The organism is Streptomyces sp. LZ34 (genome assembly GCF_053890475.1).
Genome location: NZ_CM132680.1, coordinates 1475364 through 1496446, shown reverse-complemented (window position 1 = coordinate 1496446; position 21083 = coordinate 1475364). Strand labels below are relative to the sequence as shown.

Here is a 21083-nt window from a genome sequence, read left to right as displayed (position 1 = left end):
GCCGCTACGGGGTGAGGATGAGCACGATGAAGAGCAGACAGGTGGCGATGGTGACCACCCAGCTGTGGGAGGTCAGCCACTCGCGGAGGCGAGGCATGGCCTCCCGCGCGCGCCGGCCGGCCAGGAGGAGGACCAGCAGCGGCAACGCGGCGACCAGCACCGTCAGCCCGATGAACGGCAGCGCCGCCGCCACACCCACGCCGTGCTGTTCCAGGGACGCCCCCACGGTCAGCATGACCATGATGTCGGACGGCATGACCAGGATGACCAGGAGGCCGACGGTGAAGGCCTTCCCGGGCCCCGCCTCCATCAGCGAGCCCAGCCACTTCGGCGGCTCGGCCGTCTCCCGCTTCACGTACGCCTTCACCGCCGCCAACACCAGCAGCGCCACCAGCACGATCTGGACGACCGTCCCGGCCGATCCGCGCTCGGACGGGCTGCCCGGCGCGACCACTTGGCCCAGCAGTGCGAAGATCCCCCGGGCGATCGTGACCCCCGCCGCCGTCGCGATCGCCACCCCGAGGAGGAACGCCAGCGACACCCGCACCGGCCGCGGCACGGTCACCAGGATGACGGCGGACACGATTTGCGGCCCCGCCATCATGGTGACGGCGAGCGGGAGAATCTGCAGGTCCATGGGCTGCCCTCTCCGGCCTCCGGCTCGCGACGGCTTCGCTTCCTCCAGACGGCTTCGCTTTCTCCATTCGTACGCGCCCGCGCCCCTACGGCATCCGGTGCTGCGCCGACCGGACCCGAGAGCGCGCCGTACGCTTGAAGCAGGCGGCCCTGGTGGGAGCCTTCGTCGGTCTCGCCGGGCGCGTCCGACGGGAGGCGGATGATGGACTATCCATTGCTGAACGTGTTCATGACCACTGTCTGGGTCTTTCTCTGGATCCTGTGGTTCATACTGCTCTTCCGCGTGATCGGCGATCTCTTCCGGGATGACTCGATGAGCGGTTGGGCCAAGGCGGGCTGGTGCTTCTTCGTCGTCGTCCTGCCCTTCCTCGGTATCTTCGTGTACCTGATCGCACGGGGCCGCGGGATGGGCGAGCGCGAGGCGAAGGCGGCCCTGAAGGCGGAGGCGGATCTGAAGGAGTTCGTGCGCGAGACCGCCGCGACGGGTCATGCCGAGGAGCTCTCCAAGCTGGTGGAGCTCAAGAACCACGGCGACATCACGACCGAGGAGTACGAGCGCGCCAAGGCCAAGGTGCTCGCGGCCTGACGGACCGTATGCACTGCGTCAGTACCGCACCGCCGCGCCGACCTGCGCTGTGAGGTGACCGCTGAGCTTGCGGTGGCTGCGGGCGGTGGCCTTCTTCGACGAGCGGGGCTGGACCGAGGAGACCGTCAGAACGGTCACATCGAGCAGGCTCCCCTTCGCATCGCGGAAGTTCACCTCCACGGCGTACTTCGCCACGTTGTCCTTCTTGTTGGTCACGGTGATCGGTGCGACGGCGTGGCCGTCATGGGCGATCGAGACGGTGCCGGCCTTCACATCGCCCTTGGCGTTCACGCCGTTTTTGATCTTGTCCAACTCGGCCTTCGCGGAGGCGGTCGCCGAGGCGACGGCCTTGGAGACCCGGGAGGCCGGGGACGATGAGCCACCGCCGTTCGAACAGCCGGCGGACACCAGCACCGTGGCCGCCACCAGGGTTCCCGCGCAGAACGTCCGTATCCGGCACTGGGTCATCGTGCCTCACCTCGTCCCGTCCGCACCGTGTCGCACTTGTTCGGGGCACCGCCGTCGGACCCACTCTGACGACAGAAGGACGACGCGGCGACCCGGATGGTCCATCCGGGGCCGGGCCCGGGGTGGCGGTTACGTGGCCGGCGGCGACTCGCCGGAGCCGCGGGCGATCAGGCGCGTCGGCAGTACGACCCGCCGAGGCTCGCCCCCCGCCCCGTCCAGGCGGCGGAAGAGCAGGTCCGCGGCGGTGCGGCCGAGCTGGGCCGAGTCCTGGGCGATCACGGTGATGCCGGGGGAGAGGAGGTCGGCGAGCTCGAAGTCGTCGAAGCCGACGAGGGCCACCGGTCCGGGGCGCCCGGCCAGGACCCGTACGACGGTGACCGTCACACGGTTGTTGCCCGCGAACAGGGCGGTGACCGGCTCCGGGGCGTTCAGCATCGTGATGGCCGCCACCCGTACCCGCTCGGGGTCGGTGGGGCCGAGGGACACCCACGCGTCGTCGACCGGCAGCCCGGCCTCGGCCATCGCCGCCCGGTAGCCACGCAGCCGCTCCTCGGCGGTGTGGATGCCCGGCTGGTCACCGAGAAAGCCGATGCGGCGGTGGCCGTGGGCGATCAGGTGGGCGACGCCGTCGCGCGCGCCGCCGAAGCTGTCGGAGAGCACGGCGTCGGCGTCGATACGGCCCGCCGGGCGGTCCACGAACACCGTGGCGACGCCCGCGGCTATCTCCGGGCCCAGGTAGCGGTGGTCGCGCCCGGCCGGGATGACGACGAGGCCGTCGACCCGCCGGGCGCACAGGGCGAGCACGAGCTCCTGCTCGCGCTCGGGGTCCTCGGCGCTCGAACCGTTGATCAGCAGGGCGCCGTGCGCGCGGGCGACCTCCTCGACGGCGCGGCTGAGGGGCCCGTAGAACGGGTCGGCGAGGTCTTCGAGGACCAGTCCGATGCTGGCGGTGCGGCCCTTGCGCAGGATGCGGGCGCTGTCGTTGCGACGGAAGCCGAGCGCGGTGATGGCCTCCTGGACGCGCCGTTCGGTGTCGGGTGTGACCCCCGGCTCGCTGTTGACCACTCGCGAGACCGTCTTCAGACCGACCCCGGCGCGCGCGGCGACGTCCTTCATGGTGGGCCGGGTGCCGTAGCGGCGCGAAGTGCTGGCGGTGCCCGGAGCGGTGTCGGTCACGGTGCGCTTGTCCCGTCGCTGGTCGTTCGCTGGTCGTCGTGCGGAAGGGTGTCCGAGCATAGCCCCTGGACAACGTTGTCAGCGGCAGGGAAGACTGTTGCCTCACAGCGATACGTTCAGGCCTGCCGGGGGAGTCGACTCATATGCCACGTGACCTCATCGCCGCACTGGATATCGGCGGGACCAAGATCGCGGGTGCCCTGGTGGACGGCAGTGGCAAGCTGGTCGTACGGGCCAGGCGCGCCACCCCCGCCCAGGAGTCCGGGGAGACCGTGATGCGCGAGGTCACGGCGGTGCTCGACGAGCTGTCGGGCACCGCGCAGTGGTCGCGGGTCGCCGCGGTCGGAATCGGCAGCGCGGGCCCGGTCGACGCCTCCGTCGGCACCGTCAGCCCCGTCAACATCCCCGGCTGGCGAGACTTCCCCCTGGTCGCCGGGGTCCGGGAGACGGTCGGCGAACTGCCGCTCGCGCTGGTCGGCGACGGGGTGGCGATGACGGCGGCCGAGCACTGGCAGGGCGCGGCGCGCGGGCGTACGGGCGCGCTGTGCATGGTGGTGTCCACGGGCGTCGGCGGCGGCCTGGTGCTGAACGGCCGGCTGCACCCGGGCCCCACGGGGAACGCCGGGCACATCGGCCACATCAGTGTGGACCTCGACGGCGACCCGTGCCCGTGCGGCGCGCGCGGCTGTGTCGAGCGCATCGCCAGCGGCCCCAACATCGCCCGACGGGCCCTGGAGGGCGGCTGGCGCCCCGGCCCCGGCGGCGACACCAGCGCGGCGGCCGTGGCCGCCTCGGCCCGGGCCGGCGACCCGGTCGCACGGGCCTCTTTCGAGCGCGCCGCGCAGGCGCTGGCCGCCGGGATCGCGGCCACCGCGACGCTCGTGGAGATCGAGGTGGCCGTGGTCGGCGGCGGGGTGGCGGGCGCCGGGGACGTGCTCTTCACACCACTGCGGCGCGCGCTGCGCGACTACGCGACCCTGTCGTTCGTCGGTGGCCTGGAGGTGGTCCCCGCGCAGATGGGCACGGACGCCGGACTGGTCGGCGCCGCCGCCGCGGCCGCCCAGCAGGTGCACGTGGACGGCTTCGGCCCCTTCTCCTAGTGCTCGGTTCTGGCGCCCCGGAGGGGCACCTCCCATCGACCCGACAGGGCCTGCACGCCCGCGAGTTGAGCGGGACTGTCGGTGCTTGCCCCTAAGCTGTTGCGTGACCACGGCTTACAAGGGGGACTGAGGCACGGTGTCATCGGGGGACGTGAGCGGGGACCTGACCGGCAGGCTGCTCGGCGGTCGGTACCGCGTGACCGGCACGCTCGGCCGGGGCGGTATGGGCGTGGTCTGCAAGGCCGTCGACGAGGTGCTGGGCCGGGAGGTCGCGGTCAAGGTGCTGCGCGCCTACACCGACTCCTCCGGGCCCGAACTCGCCGATCTGCGCGTCCGGATGCAGCGGGAGGCCCGGGCCGCGGCGCGGATCCGGCACTCCGGTGTGATCACGGTGCACGACGTGACGGAGGAGAGCGGGCTTCCGGTCATCGTCATGGAGCTCATTGACGGCCGGTCGCTGGACGACGTGATAGACGAGCAGGGCGTCGTGGAGCCCCTGGAGGCCGCGGCGATCGGCGCGAAGGTGGCGGACGCCCTCGGCGCGGGCCATCACGTCGGCGTGCTGCACCGGGACGTGAAGCCGGGCAATGTGCTGCTCGACCACGACGGCCGGGTCGTCCTCACCGACTTCGGCATCGCGAGCATGGAGGCGCCGGGCGACGACGCGACCACCAAACTGACCCGTAGCGGCGAGCTGATCGGCTCCCTGGACTATCTCGCGCCGGAGCGCGCCCAGGGCCAGGAGCCCGGCCCGGCTTCGGACGTCTGGGCGCTCGGCATGACGCTGTACGCGGCGGTGGAGGGCTCGTCCCCGTTCCGCCGGACGTCGGTGTGGTCGACGCTGACGGCGATCGTCACCGAACCGCTTCCGGAGCCGAGGCGGGCCGGGCCGCTGACGCCGGTCCTGCACGCGATGATGGACAAGGACCCGGCGGCTCGGCCGTCCGCGGCCCAGGCGCGGGCGATGCTGGAGGCCGTCGCGGCGGGGGAGGAGCCGTGGGCCGCCGCGGGGTGGGTCGGGCGGACGCCGACGGTGCCGGATGTGCTGGGCTCCGCGCCGCCGCCGCACACACGGCCTGGCGACCCGTCCGCGGGCCCGCCCGCCGGCCCGAGGTCCGCCGAGCCGCAGCCCTCCGTTCCGCAGCCGTCTGCCCCGCTGCCTTCCGCCTCTCAGCCGCCCATTCAGCCGTCTTCCCCCTTGTTGTCCTCGGCCCCGTCCGGCTTCGGGCCGCCGCAGGCCCCCGAGGAGCCGCTGGTGAGCGGCGGGGCTCCGGACGGTGGGGTGCCGCCGGGGCCCGGTCGTCAGCCGGGGCGTAAGAAGGCGCTGATCGCGGCCGTGGTCGTCGCCGTTCTGCTCGCCGGGGGAGGCGTGACATACGCGCTCGTCGGCGGCGACGGCGACAAGGCCGCGGCCGGGCGTCAGGAGGACACATCGGCGTCCCCCTCTCACTCCGCTACACCGGACGGCGGGAAGACCGGGGACAAGGGCAGTACGGGCGGCAAGGACGGCAAGGACGGCAAGGGCGACAAGGGCGACAAAGGCGGGAAGAAGACCGCGGAGCCCTCGGGCTCCGGTTCCCCGTCCGCCTCGGGCGAGCCCGGTAGCAGCGGCAATGGCGCGTCCGGCGGCTCGGACGGCGGCAAGGGCGGCGGGAGCGGCGGGCCTTCGGGCGGAGGCGGAGGCGGCGACCACGACGGCTCCGCCGGCGCGAGCGGGGCCGGCGGCGGTGGCGGCTCCCCGGATCCCGATCCCTCGCCGGTCTGCCGTGACGCCGGCGGCGGGAAGTACAACTGCGAGGTGTGGCGCACCGCCACGTCGTACACAGCCGCCGGAGAGCCGGTCGGCACTCTCAACCAGGGCCTGAACTACTTCTACTGCCAGCAGAACCTGGGCCGCCGGGAGACCTACGGCAAGTGGACGAACGTGTGGTGGGCCAAGACGGACGACGACAGCGGCCACACCAACGTGTTCGTCAGTGACGTCTACATCAAGGGCGGGGACAACGACCAGCCCCTCCCCGGGCTGCCCGTGTGCTGACGGGTGAGCGAGGAGGGGCCGGTCGGTCGCGGAGCGAAGCGCGGTGGCTCCGCCCGTCCGGCGGCGTCAGCAGCTGAAGGCCGCCTCCGCCCAGTCCCCGTGGTCGCTGGTCACGTCGTCCCCGGCGTCGGTGGTCACCAGCCGGACGGTCGTCGCGCCGCCGAGGGCGGCCTTGACGGCCGTGGCCGGGTCGGCGTTGGTCAGCGTCCCCGTCGCGGCGACCTTCTCGCCGTCCGCCCAGACCTCGAAGGCGACCGTCCCGGCGGCGTCCTCCTCGTCGTCCACGCCGACCTGGGCCGTGAAGCTCGTGCACCGGCCGCCGGTGTAGTACGTCACCTCGCTCGGCGCATGCACCCCCAGGCCCTTGGCGTGGACGGTGCCGCCGATGGTGATCGGATGTCCGTCACCCGCCGCGTTCTCGCCCACGCTGGTGTCCTTCTCCACCGGACCCCAGCCGTTGACCGCGCTCAGCCACGGCAGGTCGCTTGCGTACGAGGTCCCGGAGGGCGGCGCCACCACCACATGCACCGGAGCCGGCAGCTCCGCCGCTGCCCGGGTGCCCCGCGGGGAGCGATAGTCCGCCGAGACCTTCAGTTCGTATGCGCCGGCCGGGGTGCCGACGGGCGCGGTGACCCGCCAGCGCGTGGTCAGCTTTCGGCCGGTGGGCAGGGTGGCGGCCCTGGTCGGGGAGGTGGCCTCGACGCGCCAGCCGTCGGGGCCGGTGAGGCGGACCGAGACCCGGCGGGCGGGGCTGCGGCCGAGGTCGGTGACGGTCGTGGCGACCTCGGCGGTGGTCCCGGCCTCGGCCAGCGCGGCCGCGTCGGTGCCCAGTTCCACGGCGGGTGGGTAGGCGGCCCAGCGCCGGTCGGCCGAGACGCGGAACAGCGCGGTGCCATGGGCCGGGACGGTGGCCGCCACCTCTCCCGCGGTGTTGTAGCTCCGGTGTTGCCACAGGTCGCGCAGCCGGTATGCGTCCGCCTTCGGCAGGCCGAGCGCGGTGGCCGTGGTGGCGATGTGCCGGGGCCGGTCGGTCTCGTTGAAGAGCGCGACCGCCCGGTCGCCGCCCGCGAGCTCCTTGACGACGATCCGGCCACCGCCCTCGGAGGAGAGCACCTCGCCCTGCTTGCCGAGCCGGTCCTGGTCGACGGCGATGACCTCGCGGTTGCCGAGGATCTCGTAGGTCTCGGGGGTTGCCTTGCGCAGGTCGGTTCCGATGAGCAGCGGCGCCGCCATGATCGACCAGAGGGAGAAGTGGCTGCGGTACTCGGTGGGCGTCATCCCGCCGTTGCCGACCTCCAGCATGTCGGGGTCGTTCCAGTGGCCGGGCCCGGCGTACGGGGCGAGCGGGAGGTTCTTCTTGGCAATCGAGAGCATGCTGCCCCAGCTGTCGCTGATGTCGCCGGTGGTACGCCACAGCTGGCCGATGTCCGAGGCCCACTCCCATGGCTTGTTCTGGCCCCATTCACAGATGCTGTAGACGATGGGGCGGCCGGTCGCCCGGAGGGCGTCGCGCATGGCCAGATAGCGCTGCTTGGCGTCCACGCCTTGGTTATTGCAGTTGTCGTACTTGAGGTAGTCCACGCCCCAGTCGGCGAACTGCTGGGCGTCCGAGCGCTCATGGCCCAGGGCGCCGGGGAAGCCGGCGCTGTTGCAGGTCTTGGTGCCGGCGCTGGTGTAGATGCCGAACTTCAGCCCCTTGGAGTGCACATAGTCGGCGACGGCCTTGATGCCGTTCGGGAAGCGCACGGGGTCCGGGACCAGCTTGCCGTCCGCGTCGCGCTGGGGCAGCGCCCAGCAGTCGTCGAGGTTGACGTAGCGGTATCCGGCCTCCTTCAGGCCCTTGGTGACGAAGATGTCGGCGATGTCCTTGACCATCGCCTCGTTGAACTCGGCCCGGCAGTGGGTCGAGTTCCAGTTGTTGAAGCCCATCGGGGGAGTGAGGGCGAGCCCACCGTCCGGCGCGGCGGCGGCCGGTGCCGCGTCCGCGACGGCATCGGCGGGCTGGGCGGCGGGCCGGGTCGCGGGCTGGGCGGCGGCCGGGACGGTCAGCCCGGCCGCCCCGGTCGTACCCAGCAGTGCGGCGGCCACTCCTCCGATGATTCTTCGGCGGATGGCCAGGGAAGAGACATGGCGCATGAGGCGGGTCCTCCGTTCTCGACGGGGTGACGCTGCGTCAAAGCACGTTACTCGCGGTCGTTTACGGTAGACCGTGTTGGAGTCTGTTGGAAGAGAACCGATAACGGTTGTTCGATATCTCGTCATAACTCTTGACTGGGCCCCGCTCGACGGGCTGAGATCCACTCACTCGCGTTCGGTTGTGTTTGATTGAACCTCCTTGGAGGGGCACGTGGCACAGTCATCGTCAGAACATCGGATCTCCCGTCGCGCTCTGCTCCGGGGTACCGCGGTCGGAGCCGGCGCGGTCGCCCTCCCGGCGCTGCTCACCGCCTGCGGGGGCCCCAGCGACGAGGTGAAGATAGGGTCCAACGCCTCGGACGCCGTACCGCGCAAGGCGTTCGCCGAGGTGTTCGACGCCTACGAGAAGAAATCTGACAAGAAGGTCAAGGTCAACACCGTCAACCACGAGTCCTTTCAGGAGAACATCAACCGCTATCTCAAGGGCACCCCGGACGACGTCTTCATGTGGTTCGCGGGGTACCGCATGCAGTTCTTCGCCAAGCAGGGGCTGCTCGCCGACATCAGCGACGTCTGGAAGGGCTTCGACGGCTTCTCCGACGCGCTCAAGCAGCAGTCCACCGGCGAGGACGGCAAGCAGTACTTCGTGCCGTATTACTACTACCCCTGGGCCGTCTTCTACCGGAAGAGCGTGTTCCAGCAGCACGGCTACGAGATCCCCAAGACCTTCGACGAGTACCGCGCGCTCGCCAAGCGGATGGACAAGGACGGCCTGGACGCGATCGCCTTCGGCGACAAGGACGGCTGGCCCGCCATGGGCACCTTCGACTACCTCAATATGCGGGCCAATGGCTATGACTTCCACGTCTCCTTGATGGGTGGAAAGGAGTCCTGGACCGACCCCAAGGTCAAGCAGGTCTTCGACCTGTGGCGCGGTCTGATGCCGTACCACCAGAAGGGGGCCAACGGGCGCACCTGGCAGGAGGCCGCGCAGAGCCTGGCACAGAAGAAGTCGGGCATGGCCGTCTTCGGCCTTCCGCACCCCGGCCAGCAGTTCCCCGAGGCCGACCGGGACGACCTCGACTTCTTCGCCTTCCCCGAGATCGACTCCGCCTACGGCCAGGACGCGGTCGAGGCGCCGATCGACGGCTTCCTGCTGTCCAAGAAGTCCAAGCGGCAGAAGCAGGGCAAGGAGCTGTTGAAGTACCTCGCCACTCCGGCCGCCGAGGAGATCTACCTCAAGCGGGACCCCAACAACATCGCGGTCAACGAGGGTGCGTCCACCTCCTCGTACAACACGCTTCAGAAGAAGGCCGTCAAGCTCATCGCCGACGCGAAGCAGATCTCGCAGTTCATGGACCGCGACACCCGCCCCGACTTCGCGTCCCAGGTGATGATCCGGGCCATTCAGCAGTTCATCAACGACCCGGACGACATCGACTCCCTGACGAAGAGCATCGAGTCCCAGAAGAAGACCATCTTCACCAGCAACTAGGAGACACACGCCGTGCCGCACACCACCGCGCGGCGTGCCAGGCGGCGGGGCCCGCGGAAGTTCACCACCCGCGACCTCGCCGTCATCGGCGTGCTGCTGGGCATACCCGTACTGCTCGACCTCACCCTCGTCTGGGGTCCGACCCTCGCCTCCATCGGCCTGTCCTTCACCAGCTGGGACGGTATCGGCGACATCCACTGGGTCGGCGTCGACAACTACCGCACCCTGTTCACCGACTATCCGCCGTTCTGGCCGGCCGCCCGCAACAATCTGCTGTGGCTGGCGTTCCTGGGGTTCGTCGCGACCCCGTTCGGGCTGCTGCTGGCCGTACTCCTCGACAGGGGCGTCCGGTTCAGCCGCTTCTACCAGTCCACCCTCTACATGCCGGTGGTGCTCTCGCTCGCCATCGTCGGCTTCATGGCCCAGCTGGTCTTCTCCCGCGACCAAGGCGTGCTCAACGCCATCCTCGGCAACACCGACGACCCGGTGGACTGGCTCGGCGACCCCGACCTCAACATCTGGGTGGTGCTGCTGGCCGCCGCCTGGCGGCACACCGGGTATGTGATGATCCTTTACCTGGCCGGGCTGAAGTCCGTGGACCCCTCCCTCAAGGAGGCCGCCGCCCTCGACGGGGCCAACGAGCGGCAGACCTTCTTCCGGGTCGTGCTGCCCACACTGCGGCCGGTCAACGTCATCGTCGGCGTCATCACCGTCATCGAGGCCTTGCGCGCCTTCGACATCGTCTACGCCATCAACCACGGACGCAACGGCCTGGAACTGCTCTCCGTGCTCGTCACGGACAACATCATCGGTGAGGCCAGCCGCATCGGCTTCGGGTCCGCCATCGCCGTCGTCCTGCTCACCGTGTCCCTGGGATTCATCGTGACCTACCTGGTCCAGGAGCTGCGAGGGGAGAAGAAGGGATGACCACGAGCACCCGGACCGCACCCGCGCGGACCCCCGCCCCGGCGGCGCCGAAACAGGGCGGGCGCCGCCGGACGCGCCCCGCACGCCTGGGGCTGCACGCCTTCTTGATGACCGTCTCGCTCGCCTTCCTCGCCCCGCTGCTGCTGGCCGTCTACGCCTCGCTGCGCCCGTACGAGGAGACCGCCGAGCACGGCTACTTCTCACTGCCCCGCCATCTGTCGTTCGACTACTACAAGCAGGCGTTCAACGACTCGGGCATGAGCAAGTACTTCGTCAACTCGCTCATCATCGCGGTGCCCGGGGTGCTGCTGACGCTCTTCTTCGCCTCCTTCGTCGCCTTCGCCGTCTCCCGGCTGAAGATGCGCGGCGGGCTGATCCTCCTGATGGTCTTCACGGCCGGGAACCTGCTGCCGCAGCAGGTGATCGTCACCCCGCTGTATGTGCTCTTCACCAAGATCAACCTGCCGTACTGGATGTCGGAGTCGATGACGATGTACGACTCCTACTGGGCGGTGATCGGCGTCCAGGTCGCCTTCCAGATCGGCTTCTGCGTCTTCGTCCTGGCAAACTTCATGCGCACCCTGCCGCTGGAGATCCTGGAGGCGGCGGTGGTGGACGGCGCCGGGGTGTGGACGCAGTACTGGCGGATCACCCTGCCGCTGTGCCGCCCGGCGCTGGCGGCGCTCGGCACGCTCCAGTTCACCTGGATGTACAACGACTTCCTGTGGGCCCTCGTCTTCGTCTCCGACGGCGACAAGCTCCCCATCACGTCCGCGCTCAACAATCTGCGCGGGCAGTTCTTCACGGACTACAACCTGCTGGCGGCCGGCTCGGTGATCGTGGCGCTGCCCACCGTGCTGGTCTTTCTGCTCCTCCAGCGCCACTTCATCGCGGGTCTCACCCTCGGCGCGAGCAAGGGCTGACGTTCCACGCGGCGGTGCGCTGAAGGCCCGCGCCGCGGTGCGCGGGACGCGCGCCGCCGCCCCCGGCGGCGGCGCGATCCGTCACTCCCCGGCCCCCGGGCGTTTCCGCAACAGGGTGATGCGGGCAACTGACAGGGGGCGATGGATTAGGGGGAAATGTGATCGTCTGGCTGAACGGTGCGTTCGGCGCGGGCAAGACCACCGCGGCCCGCGAACTGGTGGACTTCTTGCCCGGCAGCACGTTCTATGACCCGGAGCTGGTCGGCGACGGCCTGCGGATGATGCTGCCGCGCAAGCGCCTTGACGAGGTGACCGGCTACCAGGACCTGCCGTCCTGGCGGCGGCTGGTCGTGGACACCGGCGCGGCGCTGATCGCCGAGGTCGGCGGCCCGCTGGTGGTGCCGATGACAGTCCTGAGGCAGGAGTACCGCGATGAGATCTTCGGCGCCTTCGCGGCCCGGCGCATCCCCGTGCGGCATGTGCTGCTGCACACCGATGAAACGATACTGCGCGAGCGAATAGCGGAGCGCGAGGCCATACCGGGCGATGCGGACGCCAGCGAATCCGTCCGCCAGTGGTGCCTGGACCACCTGGCGCCCTACCGCTCGGCCCTGCCGTGGCTCGTCGACGACGCGTATGTCGTGGACACCACCGGGCTCACCCCCCGGCAGACCGCCGAGCACATCGCCGACGCCGTCCGCGAGGGCGCCGGCAGCTGCGACATCGTGCAGACCCCGGAGCCCAGGGCCGAGACGATGGCGGCCGGGGTTCTGCTCTTCGACGAGAACGACCGGGTGCTGCTCGTCGACCCCACGTACAAGCCCGGCTGGGAGTTCCCCGGCGGCGTCGTCGAGCCCGGCGAGCCGCCCACCCGCGCCGGCGTCCGGGAGGTGGTCGAGGAACTGGGCCTCCGGCCGGCCGAGCCGCTGCGGCTGCTGGTCGTCGACTGGGAGCAGCCCTGCCCGCCCGGCTACGGCGGCCTGCGGCTGCTCTTCGACGGCGGGCGGCTGACCGCCGAGGCGGCCCGCGAGGTCCTGCTCCCGGCGTCCGAGCTGCGCGGCTGGCGCTTCGTCACGGAGGGGGAGGCCGCTGAGCTGTTGCCTCCGGTACGGCTGAGCCGACTGCGGTGGGCCCTGCGGGCCCGCGAGCAGGGGCGCCCCCTGTACCTCGAGGCGGGCACGCCGACGGGCTGAACGCCGGGAGGCGAGAGGCGAGAGGCGGGAAGCGGGCGTGGCACGGCGCCGTGCCACGCTGCGGTACGGGGCGGCTCCTGGCCCTGCCTTCGGTCGGGTGCTTGGTCCGGCGGTTCCCGGTCCGGCTCCCGGTCCGGCGGCGCCCGGTCCCGGTTCGGCCCGGTGCCGGACCGGGCCCGAGTCGGATCGGCCCGGCCTGCGCCGGACTGGTTCTCCGCAGCAGGCACGGCCATGAGTCCGGCCCGAGCTGGGCTTCAGCCGGTTCCGGCAAGGGCCGGTCGCGGCTTTGGGCAGGGCCGGACCGGCCCCGGGCGCTCCGACCCTGTCTCGGTCCGGCCGCCGGAACGGGCCCGGCTCGGGCAGGCCCCGAGCCGGGCCGGCGCTGGCTCGGCTGGCCCTGCCTCGGCCGGCCCTGCGCCGGGGGAGAGCCGGCCCCGCGCCGCTCCGGCCTGCCTCGGGCCGGGCCTCCCGGCCCCGGCCCGGCGCCCCGGCCGATTGCGGCAGGGGGCGGGCGGGGGCGTCGGCTCAGGAGGCGCCCGGCGGGGGCGGCGTGGGAGGGCCGGGGCCTGCCTCGCCGCACTGCGGGAAGGGGCGGGGGCTACCGCGTCGTGTCGGCCGCCGCCCTCTCCGCGTACGTCCTCAGGAACAGCGCCTCCGCGAGCGAGAGGCGCTCCAGTTCTTCCGGCGAGACGCTCTCGTTGACGGCGTGGATCTGCGCGTCCGGCTCGCTCAGTCCGATCAGCAGGATCTCCGCCTCCGGGTAGAGCGCGGCGAGCGTGTTGCACAGCGGGATCGAGCCGCCCGCGCCCGCGATCGCCATCTCCTGCCCGTCGTACGCCTCGCTCAGGGCCTGCCCCATCGCCGCGTACGCCGGGCTGGCGGTGTCCGCGCGGAACGGCTGGCCCTGGCCGACCTGCTCGACGGAGACCCGCGCGCCCCACGGCGCGGCGGACTCCAGGTGGGCGGTCAGCAGCTCGGCCGCCCGGCCCGCGTCCACCCCCGGCGGCACTCGCAGGCTCACCGCCGCCCGCGCGCTCGCCTGCACCGACGGGGTGGCGCCGACCACCGGAGGGCAGTCGATGCCCAGGACGGTGACCGCGGGGCGGGCCCAGATGCGGTCGGCGACCGTGCCCGAGCCGATCAGCTGGACTCCGTCCAGCACCTTGGCGTCCTTCCGGAAGTCCTCTTCCGGATACTGGAGCCCGTCCCAGGTCGCGTCCGCCGCCAGGCCCTGCACGGTCGTGGAGCCGTCCGCGGCCCGCAGCGAGTCCAGGATGCGGATCAGCGCGGCGAGCGCGTCCGGGGCGGCGCCGCCGAACTGGCCGGAGTGCAGATTGCCTTCCAGGGTGTCCACCCGGACCCGCAGCAGCGCCATGCCGCGCAGCATCGCGGTGACCGTGGGCAGTCCGCCGCGGAAGTTGCCGGTGTCGCCGATGACGATCGTGTCGGCGGCCAGCAGCCCGGGGTGCGCCTCCGCGTAGCGCTCCAGGCCCCCGGTGCCCTGCTCCTCGGAGCCCTCCACGATCACCTTGACGTTCACCGGGACCCCGCCGTGCTCCTTGAGCGCGCGGAGCGCGGTGAGGTGCATGATCAAGCCACCTTTGCAGTCGGCGGCGCCGCGCCCGTACCAGCGCCCTTCGCGCTCGGTCAGCTCGAAGGGCGGGGAGATCCAGGCGGCCTCGTCCAGCGGCGGCTGGACGTCGTAATGGGCGTAGAGCAGCGCCGTCGGGGCCCCGGCCGGGCCGGGCAGAAAGCCGTAGACCGACTGGGTGCCGTCAGGGGTGTCCAGCAGCGCCACGTCCGTGAACCCCTCGGCGCGCAGCGCGTCGGCGACCCACCGCGCGGCGGCCTCGCACTCGCTCTTGGGGAACTGCGCGGGGTCCGCGACCGACTTGAAGGCCACGAGCTCGGCCAGTTCGGCCTTGGCGCGGGGCTGCAGCGCGGCGACGGTGGCGGCGATGGCCCGGCGGTCGGCCGGGGCGGCGGCCGCGGGGCCGTCGGGTCGGGCGTGAGGTGCCTGCTCCATGTGGGGACGCTCCTGTGGGATGCGCGCGATGGCACGTGTGTACGGCTTGATGATGTGCTGCTGATCATCCCACAGCGGGGTCGCCCCCAGGTGAGCCGTAGGATGCGACGGTGGCCCGCGGCAGTGGCGGCGCAGGGCGATCAGGTCGGTCGAGTGGGAGCGGAAGCACACGTGAGCAGCGACAAGGCGGCCCGGAACGGGGCCTCCCCGGCAGAGTCGGCGGACGAGTCGGTATGGGACGTCGTGGTGGTGGGGGCGGGCCCGGCGGGTGCCTCCGCCGCCTACGCCGCCGCCTGTGCGGGCCGTCGGGTGCTGCTGCTGGAGAAGGCCGAGCTGCCGCGGTACAAGACGTGCGGCGGCGGCATCATCGGCCCCTCGCGTGAGGCGCTGCCGCCCGGCTTCGAACTCCCGCTGCGTGAGCGCGTACACGCCGTGACGTTCTCGCTGAACGGCCGGCTGACCCGTACTCGCCGCTCCAAGCAGGCCCTGTTCGGGCTGATCAACCGGCCTGAGTTCGACGCCGGGCTGGTCGAGGCCGCCAAGGACGCGGGCGCCCGGGTGCGTACCGGCACCGCGGTGGCGCGCGTCGAGCAGCACGGCCCGTCCGTGCCCGACCGGCGCACGGTGGCCGTGGTGCTCTCGGACGGCGAGACCGTGCTGGCCCGGGCCGTGGTCGGCGCGGACGGCAGCGCCAGCCGGATAGGCGCCCATGTCGGGGTCAAGCTCGACCAGGTCGACCTCGGCCTGGAGGTGGAGATCCCAGTACCGCCGACCGTGGCCGAGGACTGGTCGGGCCGGGTGCTCATCGACTGGGGCCCGCTGCCCGGCAGTTACGGCTGGGTCTTCCCCAAGGGCGACACGCTGACGGTCGGCGTGATCTCGGCCCGTGGCGAGGGCGCCGGGACCAAGCGCTATCTCGAGGACTTCATCGCCCGGCTCGGGCTCGCCGGGTTCGAGCCGAGCATCTCCTCCGGCCATCTGACCCGCTGCCGCGCCGACGACTCGCCGCTGTCCCGTGGCCGGGTGCTGGTGTGCGGGGACGCGGCGGGGCTGCTGGAGCCGTGGACCCGCGAGGGCATCTCCTTCGCGCTGCGCTCGGGGCGGCTCGCGGGGGAGTGGGCGGTGCGGATCGCCGAGGCCCATGACGCGGTCGACGCCCGGCGGCAGGCGCTGAACTACGCCTTCGCGATCAAGGCGGGGCTCGGGGTGGAGATGGGGGTCGGGCGGCGGCTGTACTCGGTGTTCGCGCGCCGCCCCGGGATGTTCCACGCGGCACTCACGGGCTTCAGGCCGGCGTGGCGGGCGTTCACGAAGATCACGCGCGGCACGACGACGCTCGCCGAGATCGTCCGCACCCACCCGGCGGCGCGACGGGCGCTGACCGCGTTCGACCGCGGATAGCGCCGCGGACGGCCTGCCGCCCGGGCGTCACCGCCGCCGGCCGTCGGCCGCTCACGCCCTGGCGGCCGGGGCCTCGGCGACGGTGGCGTCGGCGTCGGCGGTGGTGATGCGGAAGACCGGGTGGAGCGGGGAGATCCGCGCCAGCTCCTCGTCCGACGACTTCGCGGTCACCCCGTGGAAGAAGCTCTTCACTTCCCAGCCCCAGCGGTCGAGGTAGGCGCGCAGCGCCTCGGTCTTCTCCGCGCCCTCCGGCAGCTCGGTGGCGGTGAAGGTCTGCTTGCGGCGCCCGAGCTGCAGTCGCCCGCCGCCCGCCGCCCGCATGTTGCGCACCCACTGGGAGGCGCCGCGGGGGGAGACCAGATAGCGCTCGCCGTTCAGCGACAGCGGGTTGACCGGCACACGCCGCCATTCGCCGCTCTTCCGGCCGACGACGGACAGTTCGGCGGTGCCGAAGAAGCTCACCCCGCGCCGGGCGAGCCAGGTGATGGTGGCGTTCATGGCGCCGTCGAACCGGCTGGGCTTGATGTGGTGCTGCGACATGACGGCCTCCCGTGTTCTGTTTCGAGAGCGGTGCTCTCGCCTGAGATCAGTGTGCACGAGGTGTGCGGTCGTGGCAAGAGCGCCGCTCTCGTTATTGGCCGGTGCTCCATCAGATGAGAGACTGTCCGTCATGAGTGCGATCCGAGGGGCCAGGGAACGGGCCCGTGCCGAAGTGACCGCCGCCATCAAGGAAGAGGCGCGCCGCCAGCTCGCCGGTGAGGGCGCGGCCAAGCTGTCGCTGCGCGCCGTCGCCCGCGAGCTCGGCATGGTCTCGTCCGCCCTCTACCGCTACTTCCCGAGCCGCGACGACCTGCTGACCGCGCTCATCGTGGACGCGTACGACGCCATCGGCGCGGCCGCCGAACAGGCCCTGGCGAAGGCGGACGGCCAGGAGCCCATCGAGCGATGGAGCGCGGTCTGCCGGGCCGTACGGGAGTGGGCGCTGGCTCATCCGCACGAGTACGCGCTGATCTACGGCTCCCCGGTGCCCGGCTACTCCGCGCCCCAGGCCACCGTCGTGCCCGCCTCCCGCGTGGGCCTCGCCCTGCTCGCCATCACCCGCGACGCGCACGCCGCGGGCACCCTGCGAGTCCCCGGGGAGAGCGAGGTCCCCGAGGCGGTGCGGGCCGACGCCCGGGCCCTGGCCGGGACTCTGGGGATCGAACTGCCCGACGCGGTGCTCGCGCAGTTCGTCGCGGCCTGGGCGCAGCTGTTCGGCCTGGTCAGCTTTGAGCTCTTCGGCCAGTTCAACAACCTCGTCGAGGCGCGCGAGGAGTTCTTCGCCCGGGCCGTGGCGACACTCGGCCGCACGGCGGGCCTCCCCTAAGAGCCATCCCGTAAGTCTTGGAGGGATGGTCCGGTATGCGGTCGCGGCGCTCCGGCGTGGTCCTTGGGCCGCTCGTTCGCGGGTCGGGTCTCATCCGGGGTTGTCGCGGTGCATGTCCGGAATCTGTCGAGCAGAGGCGCGCCACCAGGCTGGATGCGTGGTCGGCGGGCTGCCACGTGACTCGCGGCCCGAAGGTGCGGAGTCTCGCCGTGGTTGACTCGACGGGGCTTCTTGCAGCCCACCATGAGGACGACGACAATCCGATGAAGTCATGGCCTTCTTCAGACTGCCCGGAAATCACTTACGGGATAAGCCTTAGGCACGCCGGGCGTACCGCCCTGCGCCGGCGTCTACCGGGCTTCGCGTGGCGTGAAGCGCACCACTGTGCCGGGGACGGCCTGGGCGGCCGCGGCGAGACAGGGCTCGGGGACGACGCCGACGACGGGGTAGCCGCCGGTCGTGGGGTGGTCGGCGAGGAACAGCACCGGGCGGCCGTCCGGCGGGACCTGTAGCGCGCCCAGGACCATGCCCTCGCTGGGCAGTTCGCCGTCCCTCGCGCGCTCCAGCGAGGGCCCCTCGGTGCGCAGCCCGATGCGGTTGCTCGCGGCCGACACCCGGAACTCGCCGGTCGCCAGAGTGCGCAGCGCCCGGGGGGTGAACCAGTCGTCGCGCGGGCCGAGTGCGACCGGCAGGACCAGCTCGCGCGGCGGCCCCGGACAGGGCGCCGCGTCCAAAGCCGGCGCCGGGCCGCACGGCGCGCCCAGCCGTAGCACCGCGCCGTCGGTGAGCGGGGGCGGGCCGAGGCCGGAGAGCAGATCCGTGGAGCGGCTGCCGAGCACCCGCTCGGCCTCCACTCCGCCGTCGAACGCCAGGTAGCCGCGCACGCCGTGGGTGGCCGCGGCCACCTCCACCAGCGCGCCCGCCCGCACCCGCACGGGCGCGCCCCACGCGGCGGGGCGGCCGTCGACGGTGACCGGGCAGGGCGCGCCGGTTACCGCCACCGTCGCGGCGCGGCGGAGCCGTACGGCGCAGCCGGTGAGCGTGGTCTCCAGGGCCGCGGTCCCTTCGGGGTTGCCCACCAGGCGGTTGGCGAGTCGCAGGGCGGGCCCGTCGAGCGCCCCGGAGCGCGGCACGCCGAGGTGGGCGTGGCCGACCCGGCCGAGGTCCTGGACGGTGGTCAGCGCGCCGGCCCGCACCACCGCGAAGGCGCTGTCCGTCATGCGGAAGTCTCTTTCCGTGCAGGCTGTTTCCATACCCCTATGGGCTGTTCCGCTTCTTCCGGTTCTTTGGCGGGGCGCTCCGGTACGAAGCGGACGCGTGTGCCGGGGGACAGCAGCGCGGCCGGGGCGCGCGCGGTGTCCCACAGCACGGCGTCGGCGGTGCCGATCAGCTGCCAGCCGCCGGGGGAGGAGCGCGGGTAGACGCCGGTGTACGGGCCCGCGAGGGCGACCGAGCCGGCTGGAACCTTGGTCCTCGGGGTGGCGCGGCGCGGTACGTGGCAGCGCTCCGGCAGGCCGGTCAGATAGCCGAAGCCGGGGGCGAAACCGCAGAAGGCGACCCGGAATTCGGTGCCCGAGTGGATGCGCGCGACCTCCTGCGGGGCGACCCCCCACAGCTCGGCGACATCGGCGAGGTCCGGGCCGTCGTAGCGCACCGCGATCTCGACGGTGGCGCCGTAGCCGCCGGCCGGTGGGGGGATGTCCCACCGGGCCACCTCGGCCGCGAGGCGGCGCGGGTCGGCCACCCCGTCCAGGAGCACGGTGCGCGCGGCGGGCACGATCTCCCGCACCGCGGGCAGCGTCCGGGCCTCGGCGCGGCGCAGCAGCTCGGCGTGGAGGGCCAGGGCGGCCTCGCCGCTGTCCACTTCCAGGAGCAGCGCGTGGTCCCCGACCGGCAGGCCGCGCACACGGACTCGCCCGCCGGAGCCGGTCATGCGAACGGCTCCACGCGCACGCCGGCGCCCTCCAGTTCGGCCCGGACCCGGCGGGCGATGTCGGCGGCCCCGGGGGTGTCGCCGTGTACGCACAGGGACCGTATGTCCACCTCGACCCGCCGGCCGTCGATCGAGGTCACCGACCTGTCGCGGGCGAAGGTGAGGGAGCGCTTGACGACGGTGTCCGGGTCGGTGACGACGGCGCCGGGCTCGCCGCGGGGGACCAGCGTCCCGGCCGCGGTGTAGGCGCGGTCGGCGAACCCCTCGCGCACGACGGGCAGCCCGGCCGCGCCGGCCGCCTCGTGCAGCCGGGAGCCGGGCAGCCCCAGGACGGGCAGCGGGGCGTCGGCGGCCAGCCGTATGCCCTCGACGACGGCCGCGGCCTGGGCCTGGTCGTGTACGCAGCGGTTGTACAGCGCGCCGTGCGGCTTGACGTAGGCCACGTCCGCCCCCGCGGACCGCGCGAACACCCGCAGCGCGCCGATCTGGTAGGCGATCTCGTCCGTCAGCTCACGCGGCGGCACGTCCATGGTGCGGCGGCCGAAGCCCGCCAGGTCCCGGTAGGAGACCTGGGCCCCGATGCGCACACCGCGCTCGGCGGCCGACTCGCACACCCGGCGCATGGTCGAGGGGTCGCCGGCGTGAAAGCCGCAGGCGACGTTGGCGCTGGTGACGACGGACAGCAGGGCGTCGTCGTCGGTGAGCTGCCAGCGGCCGAAGCCTTCGCCGAGGTCGGCGTTGAGATCGATGGTGAGGTCCGCCATGGCATGACAACCTAGGCGATCGTTGAACGATCCGACAAGAAGAGTGTTGTTTCGACAGGGGTTCTGAGATTGACTTCTCGCCATACGGGATTCAGAAGCAACAAAAGGGAGCAAGGGTGAAAAACGGGGCGGGTCGGCAGCTCGTGGAGGCGTCCGCGCTGGCCGAGTTGGAGGGCGACCGGGCTCTGCTGGGGCGGACGAGCACCGCCGAGCGCGTCGCGGACGTCCTGCGCGACCGCATCGCCGAGGGGTTCTTCCCGCCCGGCACCCGGCTGTCCGAGGACAGCGTCAAAGGGGCGCTCGGCGTCTCGCGCAACACCCTGAGGGAGGCGTTCCGTCTGCTCACGCACGAGCGGCTGCTGGTGCACGAGCTCAACCGCGGCGTGTTCGTACGCGTCGTGACGGTGGACGACCTGAACGACATCTATCGCGTGCGCGCGCTGGTGGAGTGCGGCGCCGTACGCGGCCTCGGGGGGCCGCCGTACCCGCTGGAGGCGGTCGAGTCGGCCGTACTGGCCGGGGAACGGGCCGCGCAGGCGCGGGCCTGGCGGGACCTGTCGACCGCGAACATCCGCTTTCATCAGGGGATCGTGGCGCTCGCGGGCAGCCCGCGCGCCGACGAGCTGATGCGCGGCGTGCTGGCCGAACTCCGCCTGGTCTTTCACGTCATGGACGACCCGCGCCGCTTCCATGCGCCGTATCTGATCCGCAATCGGCAGATCCTGGAGGTGCTGCAGTCCGGGGACGCCTCGGAGGCCGAGCGGCTGCTCGCGTCCTATCTCGAGGATTCCCGGCTCCAGTTGGCCGACGCCTACGCCCAGCGGGTTTCCGAGTCGTAAACGATCCCGGGGCCGAGGAACAACTGCGTATCGAAGTCTTGTCGGATCGTTCAACGATCGCCTAGCCTCCGGTGCA

At 72.1% G+C, this 21083-nt stretch carries 19 protein-coding genes; 10 read left to right on the top strand and 9 right to left on the bottom strand.

The features are described from left to right. Window positions 1-4 precede the first annotated feature (4 nt). Window positions 5-637, bottom strand: coding sequence for a GAP family protein (locus ACWY4P_RS05260; RefSeq protein ID WP_456208950.1), 633 nt, complete (start codon window positions 635-637; stop codon window positions 5-7). 201 nt (window positions 638-838) lie between these two features. Between ACWY4P_RS05260 and ACWY4P_RS05255 the strand changes: the two genes are divergently transcribed. Continuing rightward, window positions 839-1222, top strand: a complete 384-nt coding sequence (locus ACWY4P_RS05255) for an SHOCT domain-containing protein (protein WP_456212825.1) — start codon at window positions 839-841, stop codon at window positions 1220-1222. An 18-nt stretch (window positions 1223-1240) separates the two neighbouring features. On the opposite strand, the gene ACWY4P_RS05250 is transcribed toward ACWY4P_RS05255, so the two are convergent. After that, the gene (locus tag ACWY4P_RS05250) at window positions 1241-1690 is read right to left on the bottom strand and encodes a hypothetical protein (RefSeq protein WP_456208949.1); all 450 of its coding nucleotides are present in this window, start codon (window positions 1688-1690) and stop codon (window positions 1241-1243) included. A 129-nt stretch (window positions 1691-1819) separates the two neighbouring features. Continuing rightward, complete coding sequence (locus ACWY4P_RS05245) at window positions 1820-2866, bottom strand: LacI family DNA-binding transcriptional regulator (protein WP_456208948.1); 1047 nt, start codon at window positions 2864-2866, stop codon at window positions 1820-1822. A 143-nt stretch (window positions 2867-3009) separates the two neighbouring features. Here ACWY4P_RS05245 and ACWY4P_RS05240 point away from each other — a divergent pair, with 143 nt between their 5' ends. After that, window positions 3010-3966: an ROK family protein gene (locus tag ACWY4P_RS05240; RefSeq protein WP_456208947.1), complete on the top strand. Its 957-nt coding sequence runs from the start codon at window positions 3010-3012 to the stop codon at window positions 3964-3966. Between the two features lie 136 nt (window positions 3967-4102). Then, on the top strand, window positions 4103-6004 hold the full coding sequence (locus ACWY4P_RS05235) for a protein kinase domain-containing protein (protein ID WP_456208946.1): 1902 nt from the start codon (window positions 4103-4105) through the stop codon (window positions 6002-6004). 66 nt (window positions 6005-6070) lie between these two features. On the opposite strand, the gene ACWY4P_RS05230 is transcribed toward ACWY4P_RS05235, so the two are convergent. After that, window positions 6071-8140 carry an NPCBM/NEW2 domain-containing protein gene (locus ACWY4P_RS05230; RefSeq protein WP_456208945.1) on the bottom strand — a complete coding sequence of 690 codons (2070 nt, stop codon included), beginning with the start codon at window positions 8138-8140 and terminating at the stop codon, window positions 6071-6073. Window positions 8141-8378: 238 nt separating this feature from the next. Here ACWY4P_RS05230 and ACWY4P_RS05225 point away from each other — a divergent pair, with 238 nt between their 5' ends. The 4 genes from ACWY4P_RS05225 (at window position 8379) to ACWY4P_RS05210 (ending at window position 12678) form a co-directional block, all read left to right on the top strand. Then, a complete protein-coding gene (locus ACWY4P_RS05225; RefSeq protein ID WP_456212824.1) occupies window positions 8379-9635 on the top strand; it encodes an ABC transporter substrate-binding protein in 1257 nt (418 codons plus the stop codon). 12 nt (window positions 9636-9647) lie between these two features. After that, window positions 9648-10562 (top strand): carbohydrate ABC transporter permease, encoded by a 915-nt coding sequence (locus tag ACWY4P_RS05220; protein ID WP_456208944.1) that lies wholly within the window; start codon window positions 9648-9650, stop codon window positions 10560-10562. Next, the gene (locus ACWY4P_RS05215) at window positions 10559-11485 is read left to right on the top strand and encodes a carbohydrate ABC transporter permease (RefSeq protein WP_456208943.1); all 927 of its coding nucleotides are present in this window, start codon (window positions 10559-10561) and stop codon (window positions 11483-11485) included. The genes ACWY4P_RS05220 and ACWY4P_RS05215 overlap by 4 nt, the downstream gene beginning before the upstream one ends. 158 nt (window positions 11486-11643) lie before the next feature. Continuing rightward, window positions 11644-12678 (top strand): NUDIX hydrolase, encoded by a 1035-nt coding sequence (locus tag ACWY4P_RS05210; RefSeq protein WP_456208942.1) that lies wholly within the window; start codon window positions 11644-11646, stop codon window positions 12676-12678. A gap of 598 nt (window positions 12679-13276) precedes the next feature. Here ACWY4P_RS05210 and ACWY4P_RS05205 read toward each other — a convergent pair. Further along, on the bottom strand, window positions 13277-14704 hold the full coding sequence (locus tag ACWY4P_RS05205) for a M20/M25/M40 family metallo-hydrolase (protein ID WP_456208941.1): 1428 nt from the start codon (window positions 14702-14704) through the stop codon (window positions 13277-13279). 171 nt (window positions 14705-14875) lie between these two features. On the opposite strand from ACWY4P_RS05205, the gene ACWY4P_RS05200 reads away from it, so the two are divergent. Continuing rightward, window positions 14876-16105 carry a geranylgeranyl reductase family protein gene (locus tag ACWY4P_RS05200; RefSeq protein ID WP_456208940.1) on the top strand — a complete coding sequence of 410 codons (1230 nt, stop codon included), beginning with the start codon at window positions 14876-14878 and terminating at the stop codon, window positions 16103-16105. Window positions 16106-16156: 51 nt separating this feature from the next. On the opposite strand, the gene ACWY4P_RS05195 is transcribed toward ACWY4P_RS05200, so the two are convergent. Continuing rightward, on the bottom strand, window positions 16157-16645 hold the full coding sequence (locus ACWY4P_RS05195) for a nitroreductase family deazaflavin-dependent oxidoreductase (RefSeq protein WP_456208939.1): 489 nt from the start codon (window positions 16643-16645) through the stop codon (window positions 16157-16159). Between the two features lie 130 nt (window positions 16646-16775). On the opposite strand from ACWY4P_RS05195, the gene ACWY4P_RS05190 reads away from it, so the two are divergent. After that, entirely contained in the window at window positions 16776-17471 is a 696-nt protein-coding gene (locus ACWY4P_RS05190) for a TetR/AcrR family transcriptional regulator (protein ID WP_456208938.1), read from the top strand. 350 nt (window positions 17472-17821) lie between these two features. Here the strand turns inward: ACWY4P_RS05190 and ACWY4P_RS05185 are convergent, their stop codons facing one another. The 3 genes from ACWY4P_RS05185 to ACWY4P_RS05175 are packed head-to-tail and all read right to left on the bottom strand — an operon-like array spanning window position 17822 to window position 20168. Beyond that, the gene (locus tag ACWY4P_RS05185; RefSeq protein ID WP_456208937.1) at window positions 17822-18691 is read right to left on the bottom strand and encodes a 5-oxoprolinase subunit C family protein; all 870 of its coding nucleotides are present in this window, start codon (window positions 18689-18691) and stop codon (window positions 17822-17824) included. Then, the gene (pxpB, locus tag ACWY4P_RS05180) at window positions 18688-19404 is read right to left on the bottom strand and encodes a 5-oxoprolinase subunit PxpB (protein ID WP_456208936.1); all 717 of its coding nucleotides are present in this window, start codon (window positions 19402-19404) and stop codon (window positions 18688-18690) included. The genes ACWY4P_RS05185 and pxpB overlap by 4 nt, the downstream gene beginning before the upstream one ends. Further along, on the bottom strand, window positions 19401-20168 hold the full coding sequence (locus ACWY4P_RS05175) for a LamB/YcsF family protein (RefSeq protein WP_456208935.1): 768 nt from the start codon (window positions 20166-20168) through the stop codon (window positions 19401-19403). The genes pxpB and ACWY4P_RS05175 overlap by 4 nt, the downstream gene beginning before the upstream one ends. 116 nt (window positions 20169-20284) lie before the next feature. Here ACWY4P_RS05175 and ACWY4P_RS05170 point away from each other — a divergent pair, with 116 nt between their 5' ends. Further along, a complete protein-coding gene (locus ACWY4P_RS05170) occupies window positions 20285-21007 on the top strand; it encodes a GntR family transcriptional regulator (RefSeq protein ID WP_456208934.1) in 723 nt (240 codons plus the stop codon). Window positions 21008-21083 lie beyond the last annotated feature (76 nt).

Coding starts and splice junctions, on each gene's coding strand:
- ACWY4P_RS05260 (WP_456208950.1), bottom strand. CDS start 637: ATGGACCTGCAGATTCTCCCGCTCGCCGTCACCATGATGGCGGGGCCG.
- ACWY4P_RS05255 (WP_456212825.1), top strand. CDS start 839: ATGGACTATCCATTGCTGAACGTGTTCATGACCACTGTCTGGGTCTTT.
- ACWY4P_RS05250 (WP_456208949.1), bottom strand. CDS start 1,690: ATGACCCAGTGCCGGATACGGACGTTCTGCGCGGGAACCCTGGTGGCG.
- ACWY4P_RS05240 (WP_456208947.1), top strand. CDS start 3,010: ATGCCACGTGACCTCATCGCCGCACTGGATATCGGCGGGACCAAGATC.
- ACWY4P_RS05230 (WP_456208945.1), bottom strand. CDS start 8,140: ATGCGCCATGTCTCTTCCCTGGCCATCCGCCGAAGAATCATCGGAGGA.
- ACWY4P_RS05215 (WP_456208943.1), top strand. CDS start 10,559: ATGACCACGAGCACCCGGACCGCACCCGCGCGGACCCCCGCCCCGGCG.
- ACWY4P_RS05205 (WP_456208941.1), bottom strand. CDS start 14,704: ATGGAGCAGGCACCTCACGCCCGACCCGACGGCCCCGCGGCCGCCGCC.
- ACWY4P_RS05195 (WP_456208939.1), bottom strand. CDS start 16,645: ATGTCGCAGCACCACATCAAGCCCAGCCGGTTCGACGGCGCCATGAAC.
- ACWY4P_RS05190 (WP_456208938.1), top strand. CDS start 16,776: ATGAGTGCGATCCGAGGGGCCAGGGAACGGGCCCGTGCCGAAGTGACC.
- ACWY4P_RS05185 (WP_456208937.1), bottom strand. CDS start 18,691: ATGACGGACAGCGCCTTCGCGGTGGTGCGGGCCGGCGCGCTGACCACC.
- pxpB (WP_456208936.1), bottom strand. CDS start 19,404: ATGACCGGCTCCGGCGGGCGAGTCCGTGTGCGCGGCCTGCCGGTCGGG.
- ACWY4P_RS05175 (WP_456208935.1), bottom strand. CDS start 20,168: ATGGCGGACCTCACCATCGATCTCAACGCCGACCTCGGCGAAGGCTTC.